The following is a 24,717-nucleotide window of genomic DNA, read 5'->3' on the forward strand; positions in this document are numbered from 1 at the left end:
CACGTCGCGCACGGGCTTCTTTGAGGCTGATTTGCGGATAACTACCGAGAGACATGCGCTTCTGCACGCCCGCCCAGCAGTATTGAAACTGCCAGATTTTCCCACCGCGGGCCGTCACGTTGAGCGCAAGCCCATCCGTGTCGCCTAGCGTGTAGTCATTGCCGGTGATTCGGGCTTGCCGAACGGTCGTATCCGAGAGTGCCATAGCGAGCTCCTGAACAGAGTCAGGAGCGGATGCTCGTCTCGCTATCCAAGCTGCTCCAGCAAAAAACCGATTCAGTGCATATCCAAATCCAAGATCCTCATTCGGGACTTAAATCGGGACTTAAAAGCACTGGACGGTGCTGGATGTCAGCGGTTCCCGCCGGAACGAAAAAAGGACCCGAAGGTCCTTGTTTCGATCGCTGACAGAATTCAGTGAAACTCTGTAGCGCTATGTTTGGAGCGGGAAACGAGACTCGAACTCGCGACCCCGACCTTGGCAAGGTCGTGCTCTACCAACTGAGCTATTCCCGCGTCTTGGTGAGGCGCATTCTATAGAATCCTCAGCACCCGTCAACCCCTTGATTCAAAAAAGTTTTATTTTTTTTCAACCGTGGTGCGCAGATGAGGCCAGGCAGCGCGTAAATACTGGAGCATGGACCACAGCGTCAGGCCGGCAGCGATGAGCAGCAAGGCGTAGCCCAGCAAGACCCAGAAGGAAAAGTCCGACGGGTTGGCCAGCAGGATCACCAACGCGAGCATTTGCGCGGCGGTTTTCCATTTGCCCATGTTCGACACGGCGACGTGGGCGCGGGCGCCGATTTCGGCCATCCATTCGCGCAGGGCCGAAACGACGATCTCGCGGCCGATGATCACCGCAGCCGGCAAGGTCAGCCACAGGTTGCCGTGTTCCTGCACCAGCAGCACCAGGGCCACGGCCACCATCAGTTTGTCGGCCACCGGGTCGAGGAACGCGCCGAACGGCGTGCTCTGTTCCAGGCGCCGGGCCAGGTAGCCGTCGAGCCAATCGGTGGCGGCCGCAACGGCGAACACCGAACTGGAGGCCATGTAGCTCCATTCGTAAGGCAAATAGAACAACAAAATGAAAATCGGAATAAGCAGGACGCGTAGAACGGTGATCAGATTAGGGATATTCATCGGCACAACTGGCTGCGAGGTGAGAAGGCATTCTACTCGCTGTGCAGATTTGCATAAATCAACTCAGCGAGCTTTTTACTGATACCGGGTGCTTTGGCTATTTCGTCAATGCTGGCACGGGAGAGCTCTTGCAAGCCACCAAAATGTTTAAGCAGGTCGCGTCGGCGTGTCGGGCCTACTCCGGCCACACCTTCCAGGGTTGAGGTTCGCCGGGTTTTGCCGCGACGGGCGCGATGGCCGGTAATGGCGAAACGGTGGGCTTCGTCGCGGATCTGTTGGATCAGGTGCAGCGCAGGCGAGTCGCCCTTCAACGTGAACTCATGGGCGGCATCATTCAAGTACAACGTCTCGAAGCCGGCCTTGCGCGTGGCGCCCTTGGCCACGCCGAGCAGGATCAGGTCGGGCACCGCCAGTTCGTTGAGCACGTCGCGAGCCATGGACAGCTGGCCCTTGCCGCCGTCCACCAGCAGGATATCGGGGAGCTTGCCCTCCCCCTCCTTCAATTTGCTGAAGCGGCGCGTCAAGGCCTGGTGCATGGCGGCGTAGTCGTCGCCGGCGGTGACGCCTTCGATGTTGTAGCGCCGGTAATCGGACTTGATCGGCCCCTCCGGCCCGAACACCACGCAGGACGCCACCGTGGCTTCGCCGCTGGAGTGGCTGATGTCGTAACACTCCAGGCGCTGGGGCGGTTCGTCCAGGTTGAGGACTTCGGCCAGGGCCTCGAAGCGCGCGGCCACGTGCTGTCGATTCGCCAGGCGCGCGCTCAGGGCCTGCTCGGCGTTGGTCACGGCCAGTTGCTGCCAGCGCGCCCGCGTGCCGCGCACGCGGTGGCTGATGTCCAGTTCACGGCCACGCAACGCGTGGATGGCCTCGATCAACGTCGGGAAGTCTTCATGCACCACGTTGACGATCAGTTCCGACGGCAAGTCGCGCTCGGGGCTGCTGACGTAATACTGGCCCAGGAACGCGGCCATGACTTCAGCGACCTCCTCGTCGATCCCGGTCTGCGGGAAGAAGTTCTTGCTGCCCAACACCCGACCGCCACGCACACTGATCAGGTGGACACAGGCGCCACCCGGGTTGACGAACGCAGCGATCACATCGACGTCGCCGGTTCCGCCTTCCATGCTTTGCTGGTCCTGCACACGCCGCAGCAGGGAGATCTGGTCGCGCAACTCGGCGGCTCGCTCGAAATCCAGGGTGCTCGCGGCTTGTTCCATGGCGCCGGAGAGTTCGTCGGTGAGGGCGTTGCTGCGCCCTTCGAGGAACATCACCGAATGGCGCACATCCTCGGCGTACTCCGCCGGTTCAACCAGGCCGACACAGGGTGCCTTGCAACGCTTGATCTGATATTGCAGGCACGGCCGGGTGCGGTTCTTGTAGAAGCTGTCTTCGCACTGCCGCACGAAAAAGGTCTTTTGCAGCAGGCTCAGGCTTTCGCGGATCGCACCGGCGCTGGGGTAAGGTCCGAAGTATTTGCCCTTCTGCTTCTTCGCGCCCCGATGAATACTCAGGCGTGGGAAGTCGCCGTCAGATAAAAACACGTAGGGGTAGGATTTATCGTCACGCAGCAGGATGTTGTAAGGCGGCCGCCATTCCTTGATCAGCGTCTGCTCAAGCAGCAGCGCCTCGGTTTCGTTGGCGGTGATGGTGGTTTCGACCTGGGCGATACGCGCCACCAGGGCCGCGGTTTTCGGCGCGAGGCCGGTCTTGCGGAAGTAGCTCGCCAGGCGGTTTTTCAGGTTCTTGGCTTTGCCCACATACAGCAGGCGCGCCTCGCTGTCGAACATGCGGTACACGCCGGGGCGGCCGCTGCAGGTCGAGAGAAAGGCACTCGGATCAAACGGTGTGGTCATGTCAGGCGCTGGCGTCCACCATGCCGTGGCGCACCGCGAGCAGGGTCAATTCAACATCACTGCTGATGGCGAGCTTCTCGAAAATGCGATAGCGGTAGGTGTTGACGGTCTTGGGGGACAGGCACAGCTTGTCGGAGATGGCCTGCACCTTCTGGCAGCCGACAATCATCAAGGCGATCTGGATTTCACGCTCCGACAGCACGTCAAACGGCGAATCGCTGGTGGGCTGGAAGGACTTGATCGCCAACTGCTGCGCGATCTGCGGGCTGATGTAGCGCTGGCCGGCAAATACCAGGCGAATGGCTTGTACCATCTCCGCCAGGCCTGCGCCCTTGGTCAGGTATCCCGCCGCCCCCGCCTGCAGCAGACGTGTAGGAAACGGGTCTTCTTCGCACACGGTGACCACCACGACTTTGATGTCCGGGTGGCTGCGCAACAATTTGGTAGTGGCGCCAAGGCCGCCGATCCCAGGCATCTTGACGTCCATCAACACCACATCGGGTTTCAACTCCCGGGCCTTGATCAGGGACTCTTCACCCGATTCAGCCTGGCCGACTACTTGCAGGCCATCGATGTCAGCCAGCATTCGTGTAATGCCTGTACGAACGAGATCATGGTCATCGACTACTAGCACCCTAATCAAGCAGACACCTCGCGATATGGTCTTATAGGTTGCTGAACACCTTAGCAAAAAACCAAGGCGCAGACCTAGTTGCAAGTGTCATATATATAGCGCTTGACGCCGGGAAGCGCGCCCGTCGAACGACGCGCAACGCTATTTCCTGGGGGAAAGGTCAGGAATCCCGGGCTACAGCTTGGATTTACCATTCATTATCAACATTGACGAATGTTCAGCCAAGGTTGAGGTCAATCGGTGGATCGCGTCCTGGTCCTCTTTGAACATCGCCCGATAGTTGCCCAGCACCTTTTCTTCGATCTGACTCAAGTTATCCATTTGCGCCGGCGTGGGAGCGCCTGTTAATACGTACAGAAGATCCACGCCTCTTTCGGCCACACGCGATAAATAATCGGCCTTCGGCGCCCGCCCGCCGTTTTCGTATTTGCCTTGTGCGTTCGCTTCAACGCCTCCAATTTCACCAAACACTTTTTGCGACAACCCAAGCCGCTCTCTTTCCTGCCTTAGACGCAAACCGATTCCACTCATTTGGATGTATGATCCTAAATTGGCACACCCCAAGAGGTGATACGCTGATCCCTTGGTTACACAAACTTGAACGGTTTTGAACTATGCCCGGAATTCGTACTGCTGCACAAGCCAAGGCTTGGCTTGAACACCAAGGTAAGTCGGTTCAAGCGTTCGCCCGGGAACACGGTGTCGACCCGGCAACCACGTATCAGGTGCTCGCTGGGCGCAAGAAAGGACGGCGGGGAGAGGCCCATAAGGTAGCGGTCCTTCTGGGCATGAAAGAAGGCATCATCCTTGCCGAGAATGAGCCTCTGAGGCAGGAACAAGAAATATTGCCCTAGGTTCAGTATGCGCTTATTAAGCCGTTGTGCCTGTTTTGCGCAAATGAGTCACTTATTAGTCTGCGGACATGGGCCGACAATCGCGTTCCATGCACCAGAAGCACGCTTCCTCACCCGCAACTTGCAAGCCCTTGCGCTGATAAAGCCTTTTTGCCGGATTGGTTTTAAACACGGTCAACCGTAAAAGACCGCGACCTTGACCGCACGCTTTGAGTGCCATTTGCTCCAGTACCCAGCTGCCTGCTCCACGGCCACGGAACGGTTCGAGAATATGCAACTCGCGAATGTACAGCGCCTGGCTGTCGCGACTCAGGCTGATAAAGCCCACCACGGTATCGTCGCTGCAGATCAGCCAATTCTCGCGCCCCGCCCAGGCCACGTCGAAACCATCGTTGGACCACAGCAAACGGTATTGCGCGTAGTAGCCGCGCATGGCTTCGTAGGTCAGCGTCCGGGCAAATGAGCGGTCCTGGTCAGTCGCCGCGCGCAAGTGAAACGTCATGTCATCGCGCCCCTTCAGCCCACAGTGCTACCGCTTGACCGGTCCAGCGCCCGCCATCGCGACGGGCAATGACCAGCGCGTCGCCCACCCCTGGCGCGGCGGCAAGCACCTGCCCATCGGCGCCCCAGATAGCACTGCGTCCCGCGCACGCCCAGCCGCCCGAGGGGCCACCGTGATTGGCCATCAATACCACCAGGCCATGCTCGGCGGCGTAGCTCTGGAGCAACGCACTGTCCGTTGCGTAGCCGCCTTCACTGATCAGCACGCCGGCGGCGTATACAGTGGCGCCCGCTTGCGCAGCCTGACGTGCATGGCTGGCGTGGGAAAAGTCGGCGCAGACCGCCAGCGCGATCCGATCATCCCGCCACTCAAGCACGTCACCGCCCTGCCCCGCGACAAACGCCACCTCTTCGCCGGGATGCAGATGCTGCTTGGTGTAAACCGCAAGCGAACCGTCTGCTCCCAGCACCAACGCGGCGATCGACACGTCCGCCCCTGGCGCCAAGCGGATCGGCATGCCCACCACCGCCGTCAAGCGCAGCTCCCGCGCCATCTCGCGCAGCGGCGTCAACAGCGCGTCCTCGGGGGCGATTGCCAGCTCAGCCGCCAAGGACGGCTCATACCCGCTCAACGACAGCTCCGGAAACACCAGCACTTGCACACCCTGCTCAGCCGCGGCGCGCATGAACGCCAGGTGCCGCAGGATATTGGCCGGTACGTCGCCGGCGATGGAAATGGATTGAGCAGCGGCAAGAGTCAAGGCAGTCATGGTCGCGTCCCGGCAAGCATTATTGAGTGGCCACCAGCATATCGGCACTCCCCCCATAGTCGTAAGTACCTCCACACAATAGAAATTACCGATTGAATCCACCCGTGCGCCTCTAGTAAGCTGCCACCATCATTTGGAGAGCCACCATGTTGCAACTCACCCACACCCAGGTTTGCCCTGCTGCCAGCGCCTCGCGCTCGGTATCGGCTACCCGTGTGAACGGTTTGAGCGCACTGGTCAGCTTTTATTTTGGGTATTGGTTTAGCCACTGGCGCGCCTGATACCTGAAATCGGCGCCCACTGCTCAAGGGGTCGCCTACCAGAGAAATCTAACCCCCGGTCGGCTCCCCGATCGGGGGTTTTGTTTTTTCAGCCCTGAATACTTTGTTTGATCAAGACCATTTAAAGGAATCACGACATGAACTACGCCACCTATTACCGCTACGACACCAGCACTGCATGGCGATTTAGCAAGCTCCGCTCGGGACAGCCTGCCGCCTCCGATCGGTCACCTATCGGTGGCAAGCCAACACACGTAGCCACTACGGCCAATTGTCGAACACCCCAGTAGGGCAGAGCGTGCGGGAATCGCCCGCCGCTTGCCCAGGAAGCCTTGAAGATGAACTCCTCCGTCGCCGCTCTGCCCGTCTCTACCCTGACCAGCGCCAATGAAGCGCTGACCCTGCGCTTGCCCAGCTCCCTTGAACTCAAGCACCAGTTACCTCTCAGCCCATTCCTCAATGAGCAAATCCACGCCCATCGCCAAGCCGTGCGCGCCATTCTCAATGGCGAAGATTCACGTTTGCTGGTGATCGTCGGTCCGTGTTCGATCCACGACCCGGAATCGGCCATGGAATACGCACGCAACCTGAAGAAACTGGCGTTGGACGTCAGCGACCAGATGCTGCTGGTAATCCGCGCCTACGTCGAAAAACCGCGCACCACCATTGGCTGGAAAGGCCTGGCCTACGACCCGCACCTGGATGGCAGCGATGACATGGCCGCCGGCCTCAGCCTGTCCCGCGAACTGATGCGTGAGATGCTGCGCCTGGGCCTGCCGGTCGCCACCGAGTTGCTGCAACCGATGGCCGCCGGCTACTTCGACGACCTGCTCAGTTGGGTCGCCATCGGCGCACGCACCACCGAGTCGCAGATCCACCGCGAAATGGCCAGCGGCCTGGGCATGCCCGTCGGCTTCAAGAACGGCACCGACGGCGGCGTCGCCATTGCCTGCGATGCGATGCGCTCGGCGTCCCACCCGCACCGGCACTTCGGCGTCGACAGCCAGGGCCACCCGGCGATCATCCAGACCCCGGGCAACCCCGACACCCACCTGGTGTTGCGCGGCGGTCACCGTGGGCCGAACTACGATGCGCAGAGCGTGGCCCAGGTGAAACAGGACCTGGCCAAGTCCAAGGTGACCGCGCGGATCATGGTCGATTGCAGCCATGCCAACAGTGGCAAAGACCCGCTGCGTCAGCCGGCAGTGTTCAATGAAGTGCTGGAGCAACGCCTGCAGGGCGACACTTCGCTGATCGGCATGATGCTCGAAAGCCACGTGTTCGAAGGCTGCCAACCATTGGGCCCGGCGATGAAATACGGCGTGTCGGTGACCGACGGTTGCCTGGGTTGGGACAGCACCGAGCAGCTGTTGCGCAGCGCAGCTCAACGCTTGCGCGAACACGCCATCGGCTGAGCAATGGACACCGGCTTGCCTGCAAAGCGCGGGCAAGCCGGACGGCCGCCAACCTGGAGAGCAACCTCAAGGCCCTGTAACTGACCTTGAGCGCTGCCGACATGTTGCAGGTTGCGGGCCGTGACGGGGCCAGCGCCTGATAACCCCAATGGCATCGCGCCGACGCGGAACTAAACCCCGGCCACCGGCGTGCGCGATAATTCCCGCAGCCAGGGCAATACCCGCAGGCCCGCGGCGGCCTCGGGTGGGTCGATGATGTCCATGAAGTGCTCGAGGTTGATGTTATCCGGTACGCCGGGCAAGCGGACCAGTACCTGCGGTGTCGAGCCGACGGGTACGCCCAGGTCCAGGTGATCGTAGACCAGCACGTGGCGTACCTGGGCCTGCGGCCCACCGGCGTGGGCCGCCAAGCCTGCATTGACGATCAGCACATCAAAGGGTTTGGCCGGGATCGCCGTGAGGATCTGGACCTCTTCAAAGGTTTGCACCGGCACAATCCGGTGATACCCCAATCGGTTGAGCATTTTTTCGATATACAACCGTTGCAGGTGCTGTTCATCGGCAATCAGGATGGTCAGTGCTTTGTTCGGCATGGCAAACCCCTGGCAGGCTGTGCTCGTTGAGTGAGAGCAGCCCATTTTCCAGACATATCCCGCAGACAAAATCAGGCATGTTCCCCCTTCATGTAGGAGTTGTCCCAAATCCACCGAATAACCACCCAACCGCGTCAAGGTTGATTGCAATAAACGCTCAAGCTGTGATGCAAATCATCGATCGCCTGCTCGACGTCCTCAACCGCTGCCCCCAATGCCTGGAGGTCCTGCCGTTCGCACACGGCCTCCAAGGTTTCGCAACAAGCGATCAGCGCGTGCGCCTTGACCATCCGCGCGCCGCCTTTGGCGCGGTGTGCCAGGTCATGCAACTGGGCAAAGTCGGCCTGGCGTCGCAATGACGGCAATAGCCGTTGATCGGCTTCCAGACTGTCGAGCAGCGGCATCAACAATTCGTTGAGCGCGGCATGATCGTCCCCCGTCAGCATGATCAGCGCTCCCAGATCGAACGCCGGTTCGGCTTGCGGCTCGCATAGGCTCGCCATGCGCGGCGCCAGGGCCGATCGCAAGTCTTCGAGCCCGGTGGGCTTGAACAGGCACCCGTCCATGCCCGCCTGGCGGCAGCGCTCGGCTTCTTCGGGTTGAGCATTGGCGGTAAACCCCAACAGCAGGCACGGCACCAGGCCTCGCTCGTGCTCTTGAGTACGAATATCCCGCGCCAATGTGTAACCGTCCTTCAGAGGCATATTGCAATCGGTGATCACGCCATCGAAGTGCCCGGCCTGCCACAGCGCGAGCCCCTGCACACCGTCCTCGGCCGTGGTAATGCGATGCCCCAGGAAGCTCAACTGCCGGGCCAGCAGCAAACGGTTGGCCGGGTAGTCATCCACCACCAGGATACTCAACGCGCGTGTCGGTGGGCTGTGCGGAGCAGGCGCCGAAGCCGGCGCCGGCAGCGCGGCCGCCAGGCTCAGCGCCACACTCACGTCCACCCGGGTGCCCTGCCCCAGCACGCTGCTCAGGTGCAACTGACCGCCCATCATTTCGCACAGACTGCGACTGATCACCAGCCCCAGGCCGGAACCGCTGCGCGCCGATTGTTCAGCGTTGCTGCCCTGGCTGAACGGGTTGAACAGCCGCTGCTGGTCCTGAGCACTGATGCCCATACCGGTGTCTTGCACCCACAACCTGAGCCGCAGTTGATCCTCGGCGACATCGCCCTGGGCGCCCAGTTGCACCTGGCCTTTGCTGGTGAACTTGATGGCATTGCTGAGCAGGTTCGAAACCACCTGCTTGAAGCGCAGCGGGTCGATCAGCACCGGGCGATCGAGCGCCGGATCGAGCGTCACGCGCAGCGCCAGCCCTTTGGCCCGCGCGAGGCCTTCGAAAACCCGCACCACCGAGGCCAGCAGCTCACGCAGGTTGGCGGGCTCCTGGGCCAGGGACAGGTGGCCGGATTCGATCCGGGCGATGTCCAGGATGTCGCCGATCAATTCCAGCATGCCGCGCGAGGCCACCGACGCCACTTCCAGCGCATCGCGATCCGCCCGACCTTGCTCGGCGCTTTTGAGCGCCAGCTCGATCATGCCGATCACCGCGTTCATCGGCGTCCGGATCTCGTGGCTCATGGTGGCCAGGAACGTCGTCTTGGCGCGGTTGGCGGCGTCGGCATCGTCCTTGGCTTCCTGCAACTGGCCCAGCAAGCGGTGGCGCTCACTCACATCCACCCAGCCGGCAATCATACCCACGACCTTCTCGTCGCCGTCGCGGTACGGCAGCATCCAGTGGTAAATCGTGAGGACTTCGCCGCCCGGCACCCTGAGGATCCGGTCATGAATCTGCGGCTCGCCCCGCGCCATCAACTTCAGGTAGTCGTCATGGTACGACTGGGCTTGCGGCGGGTTACCGGTGTCGGTTTCCACCACGGTCTTGCCGATCACGTCTTCGAGCTTGAAACCGAACACGTCGAGGTAGGCATTGTTGCAGGCCATCAACCGCCCCTGGCGATCGCGCACGTAAATCGGGTGAGGCGTGCCGTCGATCAACACGCTCATAAAGCGCATCTGATCGCTCAACGCCCGCTCGGCCTGGGCGCGCTTGCGAATCAGGCTGCGCAGGTAAAAGGCCCAGCACAGGGTGATCAACAACAGCACCGCGGCGAGACTGAAACCCTGGATGATTGCGTTGCGATGGCGCAGCCAGTAGCTGTCTTCAATGATGATCTCGCTGCGCCAGTGATTGGTCAGCTCATCCAGTTCCTCAGGTGTGATGCTCAACAATGCCTTGTCTAGGATCGAATACAACTCAAGTTGGCTGCGGTTGACGCCAAACGTGATCCGCGCCGGCTCCGTGCCGACGGTGCTGGTCATACGCAAGCGGTCGCGGTAATGACGCGCGATCATGTAGCGCGCACTGATGAGCGAAATAACAGTCGCATCGGCCCCGCCATTGGCCACCAACTCCATGGCGGCTTCGGGGTTTGCGCTGTCGATAAACTCAATACCGGGGTAATCCCGCGCGATTTGCTCACCCAGGCTGTTGCTGCGAATGAACGCCAGGCGCTTTCCGGGCAAGTCTTCCAGGGTAACCAGCCGCTCGTCTTCGGCGCGCACCACCAGCACATACGGGTTGGACAGGTAAGGCCGGGTGAAGCGCAACTTCTCGGTCCGCTCGACGCTGGGGGTAATCACCGCCAGCATGTCTGCCTGGCCAGCATTGACCTCATCGATTTGTCGAGGCAACGAACTGCCCTTCACCACATCGAACTTCAGGCCCGTGCGCAAGCTGATCCGCGCCAGCACCTCCGCGCTCAGCCCTTCGAATTGCCCTTGCTCATTGAAAAACGACAATGGCACGAACTTGTCGAGCACCGCCACTTTCACCCGCGGGTGTTTCTCCAGCCAGCGCTGCTCGCTGTCACTCAGGCGCAGCCGTTCGGCTTCCATGAAACCGCTGCCGCCAGCACTCCAGCGGCGCAGAATATCCATCTGCTGGTTGACCGGCACGATGGCCAACGCGGCGTTGATGATATTGCGCAGGCGAATATTGTCCTTGGTGAACGCAAACCCGAAAGGGTTGACCTCCAGGCCGGAAAAATCCGCCACGCGCACATTATTGAGGTGGTTCTTGTTGATCAGGTACCGGGTGCTGATGGCATCGCCCAGGTACGCATCGGCCCGGCCGAACGCCACCGCACCGATGGCTTCGAAGGTCGAGGCAAACAGTTGCAACTGCGCGTGGGGGTAGAACCGCTGCACGGCATCGGGCTGCATGTAGTGATACAGCATGGCCACGCGTTTGCCGGCCAAGTCCGCGCTCAGGGCCTGGGTGTCTCCGATGCGGGTGACCAGGGTGGGTTGATCGTTGGCGTAAGAGCGTGACAGCTCCAACTCAGGGTCTGCGGCTTCATAGCCGTTGGCCGAGCCAACGAAATCCACCGCGCCCTGCTTGAGCGCTTCAATCACTTCATCGCGGGTGTCGTAGCGTCGCACCTCGATGATGATATTCAACGCCTGCGCCACCAGCGCCGCATAATCGGCGGTAATGCCCTCAAGCTCGTCGTTGTTGTTGCTCAGGTCGAATGGCGCGTAATCCGGCGCCGACACCCCCATCACCAACGTGCGCCGCTCACGTAGCCAGCGCCAGTCGGTTTCATCCAGTATCAGGCGGGGGTTTTCGAGCTGAGAGTGCCCCAACAGGCGCAGCGCGTGTGGCTGATCGACGGCCACTGCGAGCATGGGCAACAGGCCCATCAACAAGATAGCGGCGAGCCGCTTAAACGCAGTGGCAGTCATTTCAGATCAAGTGATTGCGCTGGGCGAACTTGGATAAATGCACGACGGAGGACATGCGCAACTTCTCCTTCAGGCGGGTTTTGTACGTGCTGATGGTCTTGTGGCTCAGCAGCATGTCCTCGGCGATTTCCTTGTTGCCCAGGCCCAGGGCCAGCTTCTGCAGCACCGTCAACTCGCGGTCCGAAAGAGCTTCCACCAACTCGTGCTCGGAGGTCTGCAAATCATCGCGGCGCACCGAACTGGTGGGCAGGCTGGGAAAGCAGCTGTAGTTGCACATCACAGCCTTGATTGCTTTTTGCAGCTCGTCCAACTCGCCGGTCTTGGCGACAAACCCCATGGCACCGGCCCGCATGCACCGGGTCGAAAAAAACACCGCCAAGTAGGACGTGAGCACCAGGATCTTGCACGGCAGGCCCAAGGCCTTGATCCGACTGATGACCTCCAGGCCACCCAACTTGGGCATCGCCAGGTCGAGAATCACCAGGTCCGGGCGCCCTTCTCTGGCCTTCTGCACGGCATCCGCGCCATTACCCGCTTCATCAATTTCAGTAAAACCTTCCTGCTTCAACAGAAATTTGACAGTGGCACGAATAAACGGGTGGTCATCCACTACTAACGCTTTGCTCATAAAACACCCCTGAGAGGACAAAGTACGCTGACACATCACACGGGACCCAGCCACCTGTGAGAATTGACAGTCCCGACGAACGGTACAGTCCCTCAGAGCGCCAACAGACGGGTGCCTGGTCCCTTCCCTTGAAAATCACCACGAACATATGAAGCCATATCATTGCTGCCGGCCAGCCGCAGCGATCAACCTTAGCAATGGGGTGATGTTTCTTACGAAGGGATAATCCTGACTGCGTGTAGGACTTTTCCTTACAAAAGCATAGCCAATCCTGGGTATGCCTAGGCTTGACCAGGGTGGATCAGTCGGTGGTACTTGGGCTCCAGAAAGCCTGCACCACCAGGCTCGACATGGAAATGCGCGTCACCAGGGCGTCCAGTTCATCACCGTCCACGGAAGTGGCCGCCAGCGTCGCCTCGATCTCCACTTCTTCGCTGCCAAACGGGCGCACATCAACATCGCTGGCGGGGTAGTTGCAACGTGCCAGCTCGGCTTCCAGCAACACCATGACCGCCTGTTGCTGGCTACGCCGTGCAATCACATAGAGGATGTTGGTCACCTCCGCCGACACCACATCCAGCGGCTGGCGGTTGATGTTATTGACGATCGGCCGCAGCAGCGTATTGGCCGCCAGTACGAACAGCGTGCCCAGCAGCGCTTCGAGGATCAGGTCGGCACCGGCACAGGCGCCCACCGCGGCCGAGGCCCAGAGGGTGGCGGCGGTGTTGAGCCCGCGCACGTTGCCTTCTTCGCGCATGATCACGCCGGCCCCCAGAAAGCCGATGCCCGACACCACATAGGCGACCACCCGCACAGCACCGTCTGCACCGCCCAGGCGGTTGGCCATGTCGACGAAAATCGCTGCGCCCACTGCGACCAGCACGTTGGTGCGCAAGCCCGCCGTGCGCTGGCGGTACTGGCGCTCGAAGCCGATCAAGCCGCCGAGGATAAACGCGGCGGTCAGGCTGACCACGGTATCGATCAGGGAATCGAGGTTGATGTTGTTGATTGCCTGCATAAAAACTCCATGAATGCGGCGGCAGCCCCACTGCCATCGCGGGCAGGCCCGGCTCCCACCGGGCCCAGGGGCGTTCGATACAACTGTTATTGCCAGCCAAACTTACGGATGTAGTAGCCCTTCACCGCTTGGGTCAACGCCATGTACCCCAACAGAATCACGGGCAGGAACACAAAGTACAGCGACGGCAACGCCTGCAGTTTGAAGTAGTGCGCCAGCGGCCCCATCGGCAGGAAAATCCCTACAGCCATGATCACCCCCGTCATCACCATCAGCGGCATTGCCGCACGGCTTTGCAGGAACGGGATTTTCGGGGTGCGGATCATATGTACGATCAGCGTCTGGGTCAGCAACCCCACCACGAACCAACCCGACTGGAACAGGGTCTGGTGGTCCGGGGTGTTGGCATCGAACACATACCACATGAGTGCGAACGTGGTGATGTCAAAGATCGAACTGATCGGCCCGAAAAACAGCATGAAACGGCCCACATCCCCCGGTTGCCAGCGTTGCGGCTTGGCGAGCATTTCTTCATCGACGTTATCGAATGGAATCGCGATCTGCGAAATGTCGTACAGCAGGTTCTGCACCAGCAAATGCATGGGCAGCATCGGCAGGAACGGAATGAACGCACTGGCGACCAGCACCGAAAACACGTTGCCGAAGTTGGAGCTGGCGGTCATTTTGATGTACTTGAGCATGTTGGCGAAGGTGCGCCGGCCTTCGAGCACGCCCTCCTCCAGGATCATCAGGCTCTTTTCCAGCAGGATGATGTCAGCCGCTTCCTTGGCGATGTCCACCGCGCTGTCCACCGAAATACCGATATCGGCCGTGCGCAGCGCCGGTGCGTCGTTGATCCCATCGCCCATGAAGCCCACCACATGGCCGTTGGCCTTGAGCAGGCGCACGATGCGTTCCTTGTGCGACGGCGTCAGCCTGGCGAATACGTTGGTGGTTTCCACGGCCTTGGCCAGTTCGGCGTCGGTCATGTCCTCGATGTCGTTGCCCATCAGCAGGCCTTGCTGCTCCAGGCCCACTTCGCGGCAGATCTTGGCGGTGACCAGTTCGTTATCGCCCGTCAGCACTTTGACGGCCACGCCGTGGGCTTTGAGGGCCTTGAGGGCAGGCGCGGTGCTTTCCTTGGGCGGATCGAGGAAGGCCACATAACCGATCAACGTCAGGTTTTTTTCATCCGCCAGGTTGTAGGTATCGCGCCCCGCTGACATCGGCTGCGCGGCGACCGCGACCACCCGCAAGCCTTCTTCGTTGAATGCCGCGGTCACTTGGCGGATGCGCGCCAGCAACTCATCGGTCAGCGCTTCGTTGGAGTCACCGTGGCGCACCCGGTTGCACACCGACAGAATCTCTTCCACCGCGCCTTTGCAGATCAACAGGTGCGGCTGGCCTTGCTCGGCCACCACCACCGACATCCGGCGCCGGTTGAAGTCGAACGGGATCTCATCGACCTTCTGGAACGCGGTGGCGACTTTCAGCTCGCGATGCACTTCCACGTGTTCCAGCACCGCCACGTCCAGCAGGTTTTTCAGACCGGTCTGGTAGTAACTGTTGAGGTAGGCCATTTCCAGCACGTCGTCGGACTCTTCGCCCCACACGTCCACATGGCGCGCCAGGAAAATCTTGTCCTGGGTCAGCGTGCCGGTTTTGTCCGTACACAGTACGTCCATGGCGCCGAAGTTCTGGATCGCGTCCAGGCGCTTGACGATGACCTTCTTGCGCGACAGAAACACCGCGCCCTTGGCCAACGTCGAGGTGACGATCATCGGCAGCATTTCCGGGGTCAGGCCCACGGCAATCGACAGCGCGAACAGCAGCGCTTCGGTCCAGTCGCCCTTGGTGAAACCGTTGATGAACAACACCAGCGGCGCCATCACGAACATGAAGCGGATCAGTAGCCAACTGACTTTGTTGACGCCCTGCTGGAACGAGGTGGTCGCGCGATCCGTGGCGGTGACGCGCTGGGCCAACGCGCCGAAATAGGTGCTGTTGCCGGTGGTCAGAATCACCGCCGTCGCCGCGCCGGACACCACGTTGGTACCCATGAACAGGATGTTTTCCAGGTCCAGGGGGTTGCGCGTCTTGGCATCCTTCTGCTGGGCGAACTTCTCCACCGGCATCGATTCGCCGGTCATCGCCGCCTGGCTGACGAACAGGTCCTTGGCATTGAGCACGCGGCAGTCGGCGGGGATCATGTCGCCGGCCGACAGCACGATCAGGTCGCCCGGCACCAGTTGCTTGATCGGCAGCTCGATGGGTTTGGCCGCCTCGCGGCGCAACACCGTCGCGGTATTGCTCACCATGTCCTTGAGTGCGTCGGCAGCCTTGTTCGACTTGGCCTCCTGCCAGAAACGTAGCAGGGTCGACAGCACCACCATGGAAAAAATCACCGTGGCGGCCTTCATGTCTTCGGTCAGCCAGGAGATCACCGCCAGCAAGGTCAGCAGCAGGTTGAAGGGGTTCTTGTAGCAATGCCACAGGTGGACCCACCAGGGCAGCGGCTGTTCGTGTTCGACTTCATTGAGGCCGTATTGCTCCCGCAACGCGTCGGCTTCCTGGGCGTCCAAGCCTTCGGCGTGACTGCCCAGGGTGCCCAGCAACTGTTCCGCGCCGCTGTTGGCCGCAGCCACCAGGGTTTGCGCCAGGCTCGGCGGGACTTCGCGGCTGACGCTGGCGTCGGTGACGCTGTCGAGCAGTGCCAGGCGACGGAAATGCCGAGCGATATGCCGGGTCCGCAGGAAGCCGGCAAAGAACTCTTTCAACAGAGTGAAGTTCATGGTGTTACTCCTGCGCGAGGAAACCGTCGTGCAGGTACGGCCAACTGCGCCGCGCCCGATCAAAAAGGCACAGCCAGCCTGGCCCGCCCGCCGCAAAAAGGCAGGCGCGTCCGTAGCAACCTGAGGTGAGTCAGGTGCTGATCAGCGTCGATGAGAGTGGATCGAGGCAGGCGCCAGGACTGGTCGCTGCCGGGATGCCGCTTCTCGCTGTTTGGCGAGACAACGGCATCGGAAGAATGCGCGTTACCTTGCCAAGTCTGTGCCGGTTACCGAAACCGGCCGACGACTGTCACTTGAACAAGTACCCACTGAGGGTCTCCGCTATTGATGAAAACGCGCGAAGCTTACGCCCCGATTACAGGAGAGTAAACCGTAGGAAAGTACCTGCATGATGAATAAGAGGATTCTTCAGGATGGGTTCAGGAACCCCTATCTTGAAGCCCTCCGAGGCATAAATGTGGGAGGGAGCTTGCTCCCGATGGCGGTGGGGCAGTTAGCTTATCTCTAGCTGCACCATCGCCATCGGGAGCAAGCTCCCTCCCACAGGTTGAATGTGTCTATCCGCAGCTAAGGTGCAACAGGTCGATCTAGCGGCACCCGTATCAGGTAATCATCCACCTGCCCACCCACCAGCGCCTTGACCTGAATCGACACCGTATTCAGCTGTCGCCCCATCCTGATCCCCTCGCGAATACGCACCGGCACATACCCCAGTTTCGGCCAGAAACGCTCGGCCTTGCGATTACCGACCACCACCGTCAGGCGCAGCCACTCGGCACCCTGCGTGACGGCCCATGCTTCGAGGTCGGCGTGTAACCGCCGCCCTCAATCATCACGCGTCAGTACTTCCAGCAATTCAATTTCAAAGCGCAAAGGGCTGTTCGGCTTGATATGCGCGCCCATCGAACGTTCGCCATACGCCAGGTGCGCAGGTACGAACAATGTGCGTACACCACCGACTTGCATGCCCATCAACCCCTGGTCCCAGCCCTTGATCACCCGGCCCGTTCCAATCACACACTGAAACGGCTTGCCCCGTTCCCACGACGAATCGAACACCGTGCCATCTTCCAGGGTGCCGGTGTATTGAGTGGTGATCAACGCGCCCTTGACCACGGCCTTGCCGGTGCCGGGGCGGATGTCGGTGATCTGGAGTTGTTCGTCGCTCATGGGGGGGCTCTCGTTGACTGCGCAAAGGCTGGGGTTTTCCCAGAATTGGGTGGGTTTGGCAAGTGGAGGAAGCGTCGGCTCAATGACATTTCTCTTTAACCTGCGGGGCGTTTCCGCCGGCTGGGCAGCACCTCGCGCACAGGCGCTATTTCGAGATCGCACTCGGTGAACATAATCGGAGGGGGCGGTGAATTGATCGCTGGAGTGCATGCTGCCGAGCTGAACCGGCGGCACGCGTTGTGATGAGGGACGATTGCCTCACCACAACAAAAGCAATCACCGCCTCAAAGCTCAAGGCCGGATAGTAAGGTTTTGTCGCGAGAGAGCAGACCTAGTGTCTGCAACACGTCATTGACGGCGCCGACAACGCCCACATTTTTAGGCTGGGGCTTCCCATCGACAACATCCTTCAACGCTGTCAAAAACTCCACCCGGCCCGAATCGACCTTATCGGACTTGCTGTCCTTGGATGAGATACGGCCCTGGGCAGTATTAATCTCTTTATCAAGGTAAGCGCTAAATTCAGACTTTTTCATTGTCAGTTTCCTTCTTCAACAATGCGTGAGGGCACACGCAACAGCTTAAGAAGCTCACTGCATCCTGCCTACTGTCAGAGTTCACAGGTCTGTACCAGTTGCCGGGTGTCGTTCTCACAACCAACGCTAGTGCATGTCGATCCAATTTCGCTGGGACCAAAAGACCTGACCTCTCTCCACGAATAGGGGCAGCGAACTATCAAGAGCCCACTGACACCTCAACCGGAAGCGCCCGATTTTCTCCCGCCCGTCAAATCACCTCTTATGGAACGCCAGCCACTTTGGCTGTAGCCATCCAAAGAGATCACCCCGCAATGAACCAAGCCACAAGCCCTGTACGTGTTTCTGTTGTGCAATTCGATCCCCAGGTCGGTGTGGACCACCGTACCGCAAACCTGCGACGTAGCCTGGAGTTGGCAGCCGCGGCAGCGAACGGCGGCGCCAATCTGATCGTGCTGCCGGAGCTTTCCAGACGATGACGGCAGCACACGTCAATAACGTGTTTATTGCCGCCGCCAGTCGAATCGGCGAAGAGCGCGATGCCCGTTACCTGGGGTGTTCGCTGATTGCCGGGACCAATGGGTGGCCTATCGGCAAGGTGGCGTCGGCCAATCGCCAGGAAATCCTGTTCGCCGATATCGACCTGAGCAACGCGCGCAGTGCGCCCATCTGGAACAGCCTCAATGATCTGCAAAGGGATCGGCGGGTTGACCTGTACGATCAGATGCTGGGCTATATGCAGCATCGAGCATTGCCGCGTTGAGCACGAGCGGCCTCACAACCAATGCCAAAACCGGCTCCAGAACCCACGCCCCAAATCATTCTTGCAACCCGCATATTGCTGCGCATACAGCTGCGAGCGAGCCTGCACTTTGCTGGCCACGGGGGGTAGCCAGGCTTTGCTGGCGTAGGTGCGCTGGCGATAGCCGCCCCAGCCTTCGTGGTAGTTCAGGTATTGGCCGTAGGCGTCGTACTTGTAAACGCCGTTGATGGTGTAGGTCTTGTCCATGTACCAACCGACGAAGTCGATGGCGTCGTCGAAGTCCTGACGGCTGGCGCCGCTGCGGCCGGTGCTTTTGCGGTAGTCGTTCCACACTTCATCCTTGGCCTGGGCGTAGCCGGCGGCGGTGGAGACGCGGCCCCAGGGGATGATCCACAACAGGTAGTTACGCGGAGCCTTGGCGTCCTGCCGAAAGGCCGATTCCTGGTACATGATGGCGAACGGTAACTGGATCGGCACGCCCCAGCGCTTTTGGGTGACTTGGGCGGCGTCGTACCAGTCGGCCTTTTCGCGAAAGATGCCGCAGAGGTCGTTGGGCGTGCGGGGTGGCGAGGTGCCGCAGGCCGCCAGCAGCGAAGTGAGTAATAACAAGCCGACAGCTTTGCCTGCGTTCAAGATGCACCTTTGCGGGATACGCGTAAAAAGCCGGCATTTTACCCATTCAACGCGGCAGGTGAAGAAAGGAAACGTTCAGCGCCGTGCGCAACAGCAGCGTGCGCCAGATCGCACGGGGCAGTTGCGCTGCACTATCGCGCAGCCTGGGTGTCGTAACTCGCATGCGCCCATTCCCAGGAGAAACCATGAGCCAGGACGTCCTCGCCAAAGAAACCAACCGCCGCCAATTGCAGCAGATCATCTCCGGGTTGTCCGACGGGGTGATTTTGGCCGAGCTAGACCAAACCATCCTCTGGGCCAACGAGGCCGCGCTGACCATGCACGGGGTCAGCGCGGTCGAACACCTGGGCGCCAACAATCAGGCCTATGCCGAGCGGTTCGCCTTGCGCTATCGCAATAACCACCCGCTGTTGCCGGACAACTACCCGCTCAGCCGGGTGGCGGCCGGCGAAGCGTTCAGCGACGTGATCGTGGAAGTCAGCCCCACCGGCGACGACGAGCGCAGTTGGGTCCATCGCCTGCGCAGCCTGGTGCTGACCGATTCACGCGGCGAACCGGAGCTTTTGGTGTTGATCCTCAGCGACGCCACCGAATGGGCGAGTGCCGAGCAGCGCTTCGAAAAAACCTTCAACGCCAACCCCGCGCCCGCCGTGATCTGTCGCCTCAGCGACCTGCGCTATATCAAGGTCAACCAGGGCTTTCTGGAGATGACCGGCTATAACCGCGACCAAGTGATCGGCCGCTCGGTGTATGAACTGGACGTGCTGGAACACGCCGAGCGCAAGGACCTGGCCATCCAGCGCCTGGCCGAAGGCGCGACCATCCCGCAGATGCAGGCCGAATTGAGATTGCCCGAGGGCGGCAGCAAGTTGGTGATCGTGGCCGGCCAGCCGTTGGACATGAACGAGGAAGACTGCATGTTGTTTTCCTTCACCGACCTGGAACCGCGGCGTAAGGCAGAAATCGCCCTGCGCCAGAGTGAGGAGCGCTTCGCCAAGTCGTTCCGCCTGACGCCGGTGCCAACTCTGGTGTGCAACGCCGACAACCGTCAGGTGGTGGATATCAACGAAGCCTTCATGAGCATTACCGGCTACACCAGTGAAGAACTGATCGGCAAAGCCATCGAAGACATCGACTTCATCGACAGCGCCCAAGCCTGCGCGCAGTTGTTCGCCACTCTGGAAAAAGCCGGCAACCTCGACGGGCTGGATCTGAAGGTGCGCAAGAAAGGCGCTGAGGTGATCGACTGCGTGGTGTCCGCCGATACCGTGAGCATCCAGGACGTGCCCTGCTACCTGCTGGTGCTGATGAACATCACCGAACGCAAGCGCTCGGAGCTGGAGCTGGTGGCGGCCATCGAAGAAGTGATGCAGGACGCCTCCTGGTTCAGCCAGACCCTGATCGAAAAGCTGGCCAACGCCAAAGGCGCCAACCGACCCAATGTGCCGGGCATTGCCTTCACCGATCTCACCACCCGCGAGCGCGATGTGCTGGGTTTGATTTGCGAAGGCCTGGCCGACAAAGAGATCGCCTCGCGCCTGAAGCTGGCGCCCAACACGGTGCGTAACCATGTGGCCACGGTGTATTCCAAACTGGGGGTGCATAGCCGTAGTGCAGCGATCGTTTGGGCCCGTGAGCGCGGGCTGTTCGCCGGTGAACTGCGTCTGAAAAACAAGCGCTGAAAGTGCAAATGCACTAGTGCGGCTAGTGCGAATTCGCCTTATTGCGCCTAGGTGTAATGCTTAACCTTCCTGAGGTGGGCACAGGCTTTCGATCCTGTGTCGTCGTATTCCACACCCGGAAGGAATTAGCATGTTTACCCTGTCTCAATTGCGAAATTGCATCGAAGAAGGCCTGTCGCCGCTGACGTGCGAATTCACCCTGTGCCGGGACGCGTCGCTGACCCTCAAAGTCTTCGACGCCGAAACCGGCCGGGTCGACCTGGTGGTCACCGGGATCAGCACCAATCGGCTGCAGACCCCGCAAGAAGTGGACAAGATGGTCGAAGAATTACGCTACGAGCTGCACAGCAACCACCTGGGCAAACTCACTCTGGATGACTTGCCTTCAGCCTCGCACCCATGAAATAGAACACCCCGCCACCGACGATAAACGCCCCCAGCATGTAGAACATGTAATGCGCCGGCAGGCTGGCCAACACCAACCCGCACAGCACCGGCCCCAGCGCGGCGCCGAGGTTGGACAGGTTTTGCGCGCCGTAATACATGCCGCGCAGGTGGTCCGGGGCAATACGGTCGATAAACATGTACTCGGCCGGGAACACGACGATTTCCCCCACGGTAAACACCGCCATCGCCAGCACCCACCACAGTACGCTGGTGGACAGCGCAAAGCCGATCAACCCCAGCATGAACATGCTCAAGCCGAAGATCAGCCATTGGCTCAGGTAACGGTGCGAGATGCGCCGACCGATCACGTATTGCAAGGCAATCACCAACACGGCGTTCGTCGTAAGCACCGCGCTGATGACCTTGTAGGTGTATTCAGCAGTGGTGGTGGTCACCAGGTATTGCGACAGGTAAGCCGTGAACTGGCCGAACACCACCGCACTGAGCACGCCGCCAACGGTGAAGCACACCAGGCGCCGATCCTTCAACAGCACGCGGCCGACAGCCAGGAACGACACCGGCTTTTGCGTGGCATCGACAGTGGCCAGCGCACGATCACCCCAGCGCCAGTACAGCAGGAAAAAACCCGCCCCCAACAGCGCCGACAGCATAAACGGCAAGCTGATATCCAACCTGGCCACCATCGCACCAAAGAACGGCCCCACCGCATAGCCGATATTGGTCAGGGTGTACTTGATGGAAAACACCTCGCTGCGCGCGTCTTCCGGCAACAGGCTGGCAAAGCCGGCTTTGATCGCAATATCGATGACCGCGTAAGCCAGGTTGATCAGGATCAGGCAGCCATAGAACGCCCAGATAGTCTGCGCGAGCACCGTACCGATAAAGCCCACGACAAACAGCGCACTCAAGCCCAGCAGTAACCGATAGCTGCTGATGCGATCGACGAGAAACCCGCCATACACGCTGAGCAACGAACCGACGATCAGCGAACTGCCGATCACCAGGCCGACCTGGGTGATGTCCAGGGTAAAGTGCCGGGTGAGGTAGATAACCAGGTACGGAAAGGTGATCGCCTTGGCCAGCGTCAACATCAACGTGGCGGACAGCAACAGCTTCACTGTGCGGGGGTAGTGTCTTAGGGTGGCAAGCATCCTGCTCTCATTCCATGAAGGTAACGCGGCCATTGCAGCCGGTCACCTTACCTCAGTAACCCGAAAAAAAGCAGACGTTGCCAGCGGATTATTGCTTGACCGGGGTGATCTCGAGGATGGTGCCGTTAGTGGTTTTGAGCAGCACAAACCTATTGCCCTCGTGAAATTTATCCTGTAATTTTTCATGAAATTTAACGAAATAAATTTCATGAACCAACAAGAAGAACTCGAAGCCCTGGCAATCCTGATCCACGACCTGCGCAAGTACAAGAAACTCACCCTCGCGCAATTGGCGCAAAAGATCGAGCGTTCGGTGGGTTTCCTGTCTCAGGTCGAACGAGGCCTGTCACGCCCGACCGTGGCGGACCTGACCGCGATCAGCCACGCCCTTGACGTGCCCACCACCTATTTCTACAGCCTGAGCAAGCCCAAGGCCATCAACTGGGTGACGCGCCCCAACGAGCGGCGCACGGTGTATTACGCCAATGGCATCACCGACATCCTGGTCTCCCCCAACATGAACGGTGCGTTTTCGATGCTCGACAGCCTGCTGGCCCCCGGAGCCAATAGCGGTGAGCAGACCATGAGCGACCGCGCCGAGCAGGCCGGGTTTGTGCTGGAGGGTGAGTTGACGCTGTGGGTGGAAGGGGAAGCCGACTCGGTCACCCTGCACCAAGGCGACAGCTTCCACCTGGCCAGTTTCGCCCGTTGCCGCTACGCCAACCTGACCGAACTGCCCGCCCGCGTGCTGTGGGTTTACAACTAGGAGCTACACCCGTGAAAAGCCATTCCTCCACGCTGCTGGCCGAAGTACGGAGCTTTCGCCAGAACCACCCCGACGTGCGTTATGTCGACCTGATCGCCCTGGACATCCCCGGGCATTTCTACGGCAAGCGCTACCCGGTGGAGATGCTGGAAAAAGTCGCCGCCGGCGGCCCCTTGAAGCTGCCGCAGAACGCCGTGCTGCTGGGGGTTCAGGGCGGGTTGTTCAAGATCGGTGATTACTGCTTCAACGACGGCGACCCCGACGCCAACCGCCGCCTGGTACCGGGCACGCTCAAGCCGGTGAGCTGGGAGTCGCAGCCGCTGGGCCAGATGCTGATCACCTCGGACGGTACGCAAGCACCGATCGAATTCGAACCGCGGGAAGTATTGGCCAAGGTCCTGGAACGCCTGCACCACAAAGGCATTCACCCGGTGGTGGCCTTTGAACTGGAGTTTTACCTGTTCGACAAGCAGCTCGACAACGGCCTGCCGCAATTCGCCCGCGACCCGCTGAGTAACGACGCCGACGACCAGCCCAACCTGCATATCGAGCGACTGTCGCGCTTCAGCGAGGTGCTCGACGATATGGCGCAAACCGCCAAGGACCAAGGCATCGACATCACGGTGATCACCGCAGAACTCGGCCCCGGCCAGTTCGAGATCAACTTCGGCCACTTGGACGATGGCCTGCGCGCTGCCGACTGGGCCGCCCTGTTCTGCCGCAGCACCCGCGGCGTGGCGCTCAAGCACGGCTACCGCGCCAGCTTCATGGCCAAGCCCTACCTGCAATTCCCCGGCAGCGGCATGCACGTGCATGTCAGCCTGTACGACGGCGCCGGCAACAACATACTCGCGGCCCATCAACAGCAACCCCTGCGCCACGCCGTGGCCGGCTGCCTGGAGTTGCTGCCGCACTGCATGCCGATCTTCTCGCCGAACCACAACGCCTTCCGCCGCCTGGGCGGTACGGTCAACGCCGCCACCCGTGCCAGCTGGGGCTTCGAAGACCGCGATGCGTGCGTACGCATCCCCGAGTCCGACCCGCGCAACCTGCGTATCGAACACCGCCTGGCCAGCGCCGATGCCAACCCGTACCTGGTGTTGGCGGCGATTCTGGTGGGGTTGGAGCATGGGCTTGACGCCAAGCGCGACCCCATCGCCCCACTGAACGACGACCGCAACAGCGGCACCGACTTCCCCCTGGAAATGCTCGAGGCCGTGCGCGCCATGCAACATCAAGCGGTATTGCGCGATAAGCTGGGCGCGGAATTTGTCGACGTGTACTGCGAGAACAAACGCCAGGACCACTTGGCGTTTCAGCAGGAGATCAACACGCGGGAATACCGCTGGTTTCTCTAACCCCCCATGGAATCAC

The 24,717-nt window shown here is 60.4% G+C and carries 23 protein-coding genes, 1 tRNA gene and 2 pseudogenes; 8 read left to right on the top strand and 18 right to left on the bottom strand.

Features of this window, described 5'->3' with window-relative positions:
* The 6 genes from NR164_RS08875 to NR164_RS08900 all read right to left on the bottom strand — a co-directional run.
* Positions 1–205 (bottom strand): Arm DNA-binding domain-containing protein (locus tag NR164_RS08875; protein ID WP_256822636.1); only part of this gene is annotated, 205 nt, incomplete at its 3' end.
* 235 nt (positions 206–440) lie between these two features.
* A tRNA-Gly gene (locus tag NR164_RS08880) sits at positions 441–516 on the bottom strand.
* Positions 517–579: 63 nt separating this feature from the next.
* Positions 580–1,140 (bottom strand): CDP-diacylglycerol--glycerol-3-phosphate 3-phosphatidyltransferase, encoded by a 561-nt coding sequence (gene pgsA, locus NR164_RS08885; RefSeq protein WP_017847081.1) that lies wholly within the window; start codon positions 1,138–1,140, stop codon positions 580–582.
* Positions 1,141–1,172: 32 nt separating this feature from the next.
* Positions 1,173–2,996, bottom strand: coding sequence for an excinuclease ABC subunit UvrC (gene uvrC, locus NR164_RS08890; RefSeq protein WP_017847080.1), 1,824 nt, complete (start codon positions 2,994–2,996; stop codon positions 1,173–1,175).
* A 1-nt stretch (position 2,997) separates the two neighbouring features.
* Positions 2,998–3,639, bottom strand: coding sequence for a UvrY/SirA/GacA family response regulator transcription factor (uvrY, locus tag NR164_RS08895; RefSeq protein ID WP_026140040.1), 642 nt, complete (start codon positions 3,637–3,639; stop codon positions 2,998–3,000).
* 165 nt (positions 3,640–3,804) lie between these two features.
* Positions 3,805–4,161, bottom strand: a complete 357-nt coding sequence (locus tag NR164_RS08900; protein WP_017847078.1) for a helix-turn-helix domain-containing protein — start codon at positions 4,159–4,161, stop codon at positions 3,805–3,807.
* Between the two features lie 83 nt (positions 4,162–4,244).
* On the opposite strand from NR164_RS08900, the gene NR164_RS08905 reads away from it, so the two are divergent.
* Complete coding sequence (locus NR164_RS08905; protein ID WP_046384003.1) at positions 4,245–4,484, top strand: DNA-binding protein; 240 nt, start codon at positions 4,245–4,247, stop codon at positions 4,482–4,484.
* A gap of 55 nt (positions 4,485–4,539) precedes the next feature.
* Here NR164_RS08905 and NR164_RS08910 read toward each other — a convergent pair whose 3' ends face one another.
* Positions 4,540–4,986 carry a GNAT family N-acetyltransferase gene (locus tag NR164_RS08910; protein ID WP_046384004.1) on the bottom strand — a complete coding sequence of 149 codons (447 nt, stop codon included), beginning with the start codon at positions 4,984–4,986 and terminating at the stop codon, positions 4,540–4,542.
* 1 nt (position 4,987) lies between these two features.
* Positions 4,988–5,755, bottom strand: coding sequence for a carbon-nitrogen hydrolase family protein (locus tag NR164_RS08915; RefSeq protein WP_256822638.1), 768 nt, complete (start codon positions 5,753–5,755; stop codon positions 4,988–4,990).
* Positions 5,756–5,901: 146 nt separating this feature from the next.
* Here NR164_RS08915 and NR164_RS08920 point away from each other — a divergent pair, with 146 nt between their 5' ends.
* Both NR164_RS08920 and NR164_RS08925 read left to right on the top strand, forming a co-directional pair.
* Positions 5,902–6,036 carry a hypothetical protein gene (locus NR164_RS08920; protein ID WP_256350929.1) on the top strand — a complete coding sequence of 45 codons (135 nt, stop codon included), beginning with the start codon at positions 5,902–5,904 and terminating at the stop codon, positions 6,034–6,036.
* 338 nt (positions 6,037–6,374) lie between these two features.
* On the top strand, positions 6,375–7,451 hold the full coding sequence (locus NR164_RS08925) for a 3-deoxy-7-phosphoheptulonate synthase (protein WP_046384006.1): 1,077 nt from the start codon (positions 6,375–6,377) through the stop codon (positions 7,449–7,451).
* Between the two features lie 170 nt (positions 7,452–7,621).
* Here the strand turns inward: NR164_RS08925 and NR164_RS08930 are convergent, their stop codons facing one another.
* From NR164_RS08930 to NR164_RS08965, 8 genes and pseudogenes are all read right to left on the bottom strand, one after another.
* Positions 7,622–8,044, bottom strand: a complete 423-nt coding sequence (locus tag NR164_RS08930; protein ID WP_177029747.1) for a chemotaxis protein CheY — start codon at positions 8,042–8,044, stop codon at positions 7,622–7,624.
* 134 nt (positions 8,045–8,178) lie between these two features.
* Positions 8,179–11,796 carry a transporter substrate-binding domain-containing protein gene (locus NR164_RS08935; RefSeq protein ID WP_256822641.1) on the bottom strand — a complete coding sequence of 1,206 codons (3,618 nt, stop codon included), beginning with the start codon at positions 11,794–11,796 and terminating at the stop codon, positions 8,179–8,181.
* Between the two features lies 1 nt (position 11,797).
* A complete protein-coding gene (locus tag NR164_RS08940) occupies positions 11,798–12,424 on the bottom strand; it encodes a response regulator transcription factor (RefSeq protein ID WP_017847071.1) in 627 nt (208 codons plus the stop codon).
* A gap of 301 nt (positions 12,425–12,725) precedes the next feature.
* On the bottom strand, positions 12,726–13,442 hold the full coding sequence (locus NR164_RS08945) for an MgtC/SapB family protein (RefSeq protein ID WP_017847070.1): 717 nt from the start codon (positions 13,440–13,442) through the stop codon (positions 12,726–12,728).
* Between the two features lie 86 nt (positions 13,443–13,528).
* Positions 13,529–16,234 (bottom strand): magnesium-translocating P-type ATPase, encoded by a 2,706-nt coding sequence (gene mgtA / locus NR164_RS08950; protein WP_046485891.1) that lies wholly within the window; start codon positions 16,232–16,234, stop codon positions 13,529–13,531.
* Positions 16,235–16,801: 567 nt separating this feature from the next.
* Positions 16,802–17,056, bottom strand: a pseudogene (locus NR164_RS08955) (GNAT family N-acetyltransferase); the annotation flags it as partial.
* A 3-nt stretch (positions 17,057–17,059) separates the two neighbouring features.
* Positions 17,060–17,404: an FKBP-type peptidyl-prolyl cis-trans isomerase gene (locus NR164_RS08960; protein ID WP_017847066.1), complete on the bottom strand. Its 345-nt coding sequence runs from the start codon at positions 17,402–17,404 to the stop codon at positions 17,060–17,062.
* Between the two features lie 284 nt (positions 17,405–17,688).
* On the bottom strand, positions 17,689–17,940 hold the full coding sequence (locus NR164_RS08965; RefSeq protein WP_046384010.1) for a hypothetical protein: 252 nt from the start codon (positions 17,938–17,940) through the stop codon (positions 17,689–17,691).
* Between the two features lie 469 nt (positions 17,941–18,409).
* Here NR164_RS08965 and NR164_RS08970 point away from each other — a divergent pair.
* Positions 18,410–18,703: pseudogene (locus NR164_RS08970) on the top strand (hydratase); the annotation flags it as partial.
* A gap of 12 nt (positions 18,704–18,715) precedes the next feature.
* Here the strand turns inward: NR164_RS08970 and NR164_RS08975 are convergent.
* On the bottom strand, positions 18,716–19,336 hold the full coding sequence (locus NR164_RS08975; protein ID WP_046384012.1) for a transglycosylase SLT domain-containing protein: 621 nt from the start codon (positions 19,334–19,336) through the stop codon (positions 18,716–18,718).
* A gap of 185 nt (positions 19,337–19,521) precedes the next feature.
* Between NR164_RS08975 and NR164_RS08980 the strand changes: the two genes are divergently transcribed.
* Together NR164_RS08980 and NR164_RS08985 are read left to right on the top strand one after the other, a co-directional pair.
* On the top strand, positions 19,522–21,018 hold the full coding sequence (locus NR164_RS08980; RefSeq protein ID WP_046384013.1) for a helix-turn-helix transcriptional regulator: 1,497 nt from the start codon (positions 19,522–19,524) through the stop codon (positions 21,016–21,018).
* A gap of 130 nt (positions 21,019–21,148) precedes the next feature.
* Entirely contained in the window at positions 21,149–21,421 is a 273-nt protein-coding gene (locus NR164_RS08985; protein ID WP_017847058.1) for a DUF1652 domain-containing protein, read from the top strand.
* Here NR164_RS08985 and NR164_RS08990 read toward each other — a convergent pair.
* A complete protein-coding gene (locus NR164_RS08990) occupies positions 21,384–22,577 on the bottom strand; it encodes an MFS transporter (RefSeq protein ID WP_079443312.1) in 1,194 nt (397 codons plus the stop codon). The genes NR164_RS08985 and NR164_RS08990 overlap by 38 nt on opposite strands.
* 208 nt (positions 22,578–22,785) lie before the next feature.
* Between NR164_RS08990 and NR164_RS08995 the strand changes: the two genes are divergently transcribed.
* Positions 22,786–23,343 (top strand): helix-turn-helix domain-containing protein, encoded by a 558-nt coding sequence (locus tag NR164_RS08995; protein ID WP_017847055.1) that lies wholly within the window; start codon positions 22,786–22,788, stop codon positions 23,341–23,343.
* A gap of 11 nt (positions 23,344–23,354) precedes the next feature.
* Positions 23,355–24,701: a glutamine synthetase family protein gene (locus NR164_RS09000; protein ID WP_256822643.1), complete on the top strand. Its 1,347-nt coding sequence runs from the start codon at positions 23,355–23,357 to the stop codon at positions 24,699–24,701.
* The last annotated feature ends 16 nt before the right edge of the window (positions 24,702–24,717 follow it).

It is taken from the genome of Pseudomonas sp. Pse79 (assembly GCF_024519615.1).
Lineage (GTDB): Bacteria > Pseudomonadota > Gammaproteobacteria > Pseudomonadales > Pseudomonadaceae > Aquipseudomonas > Aquipseudomonas veronii.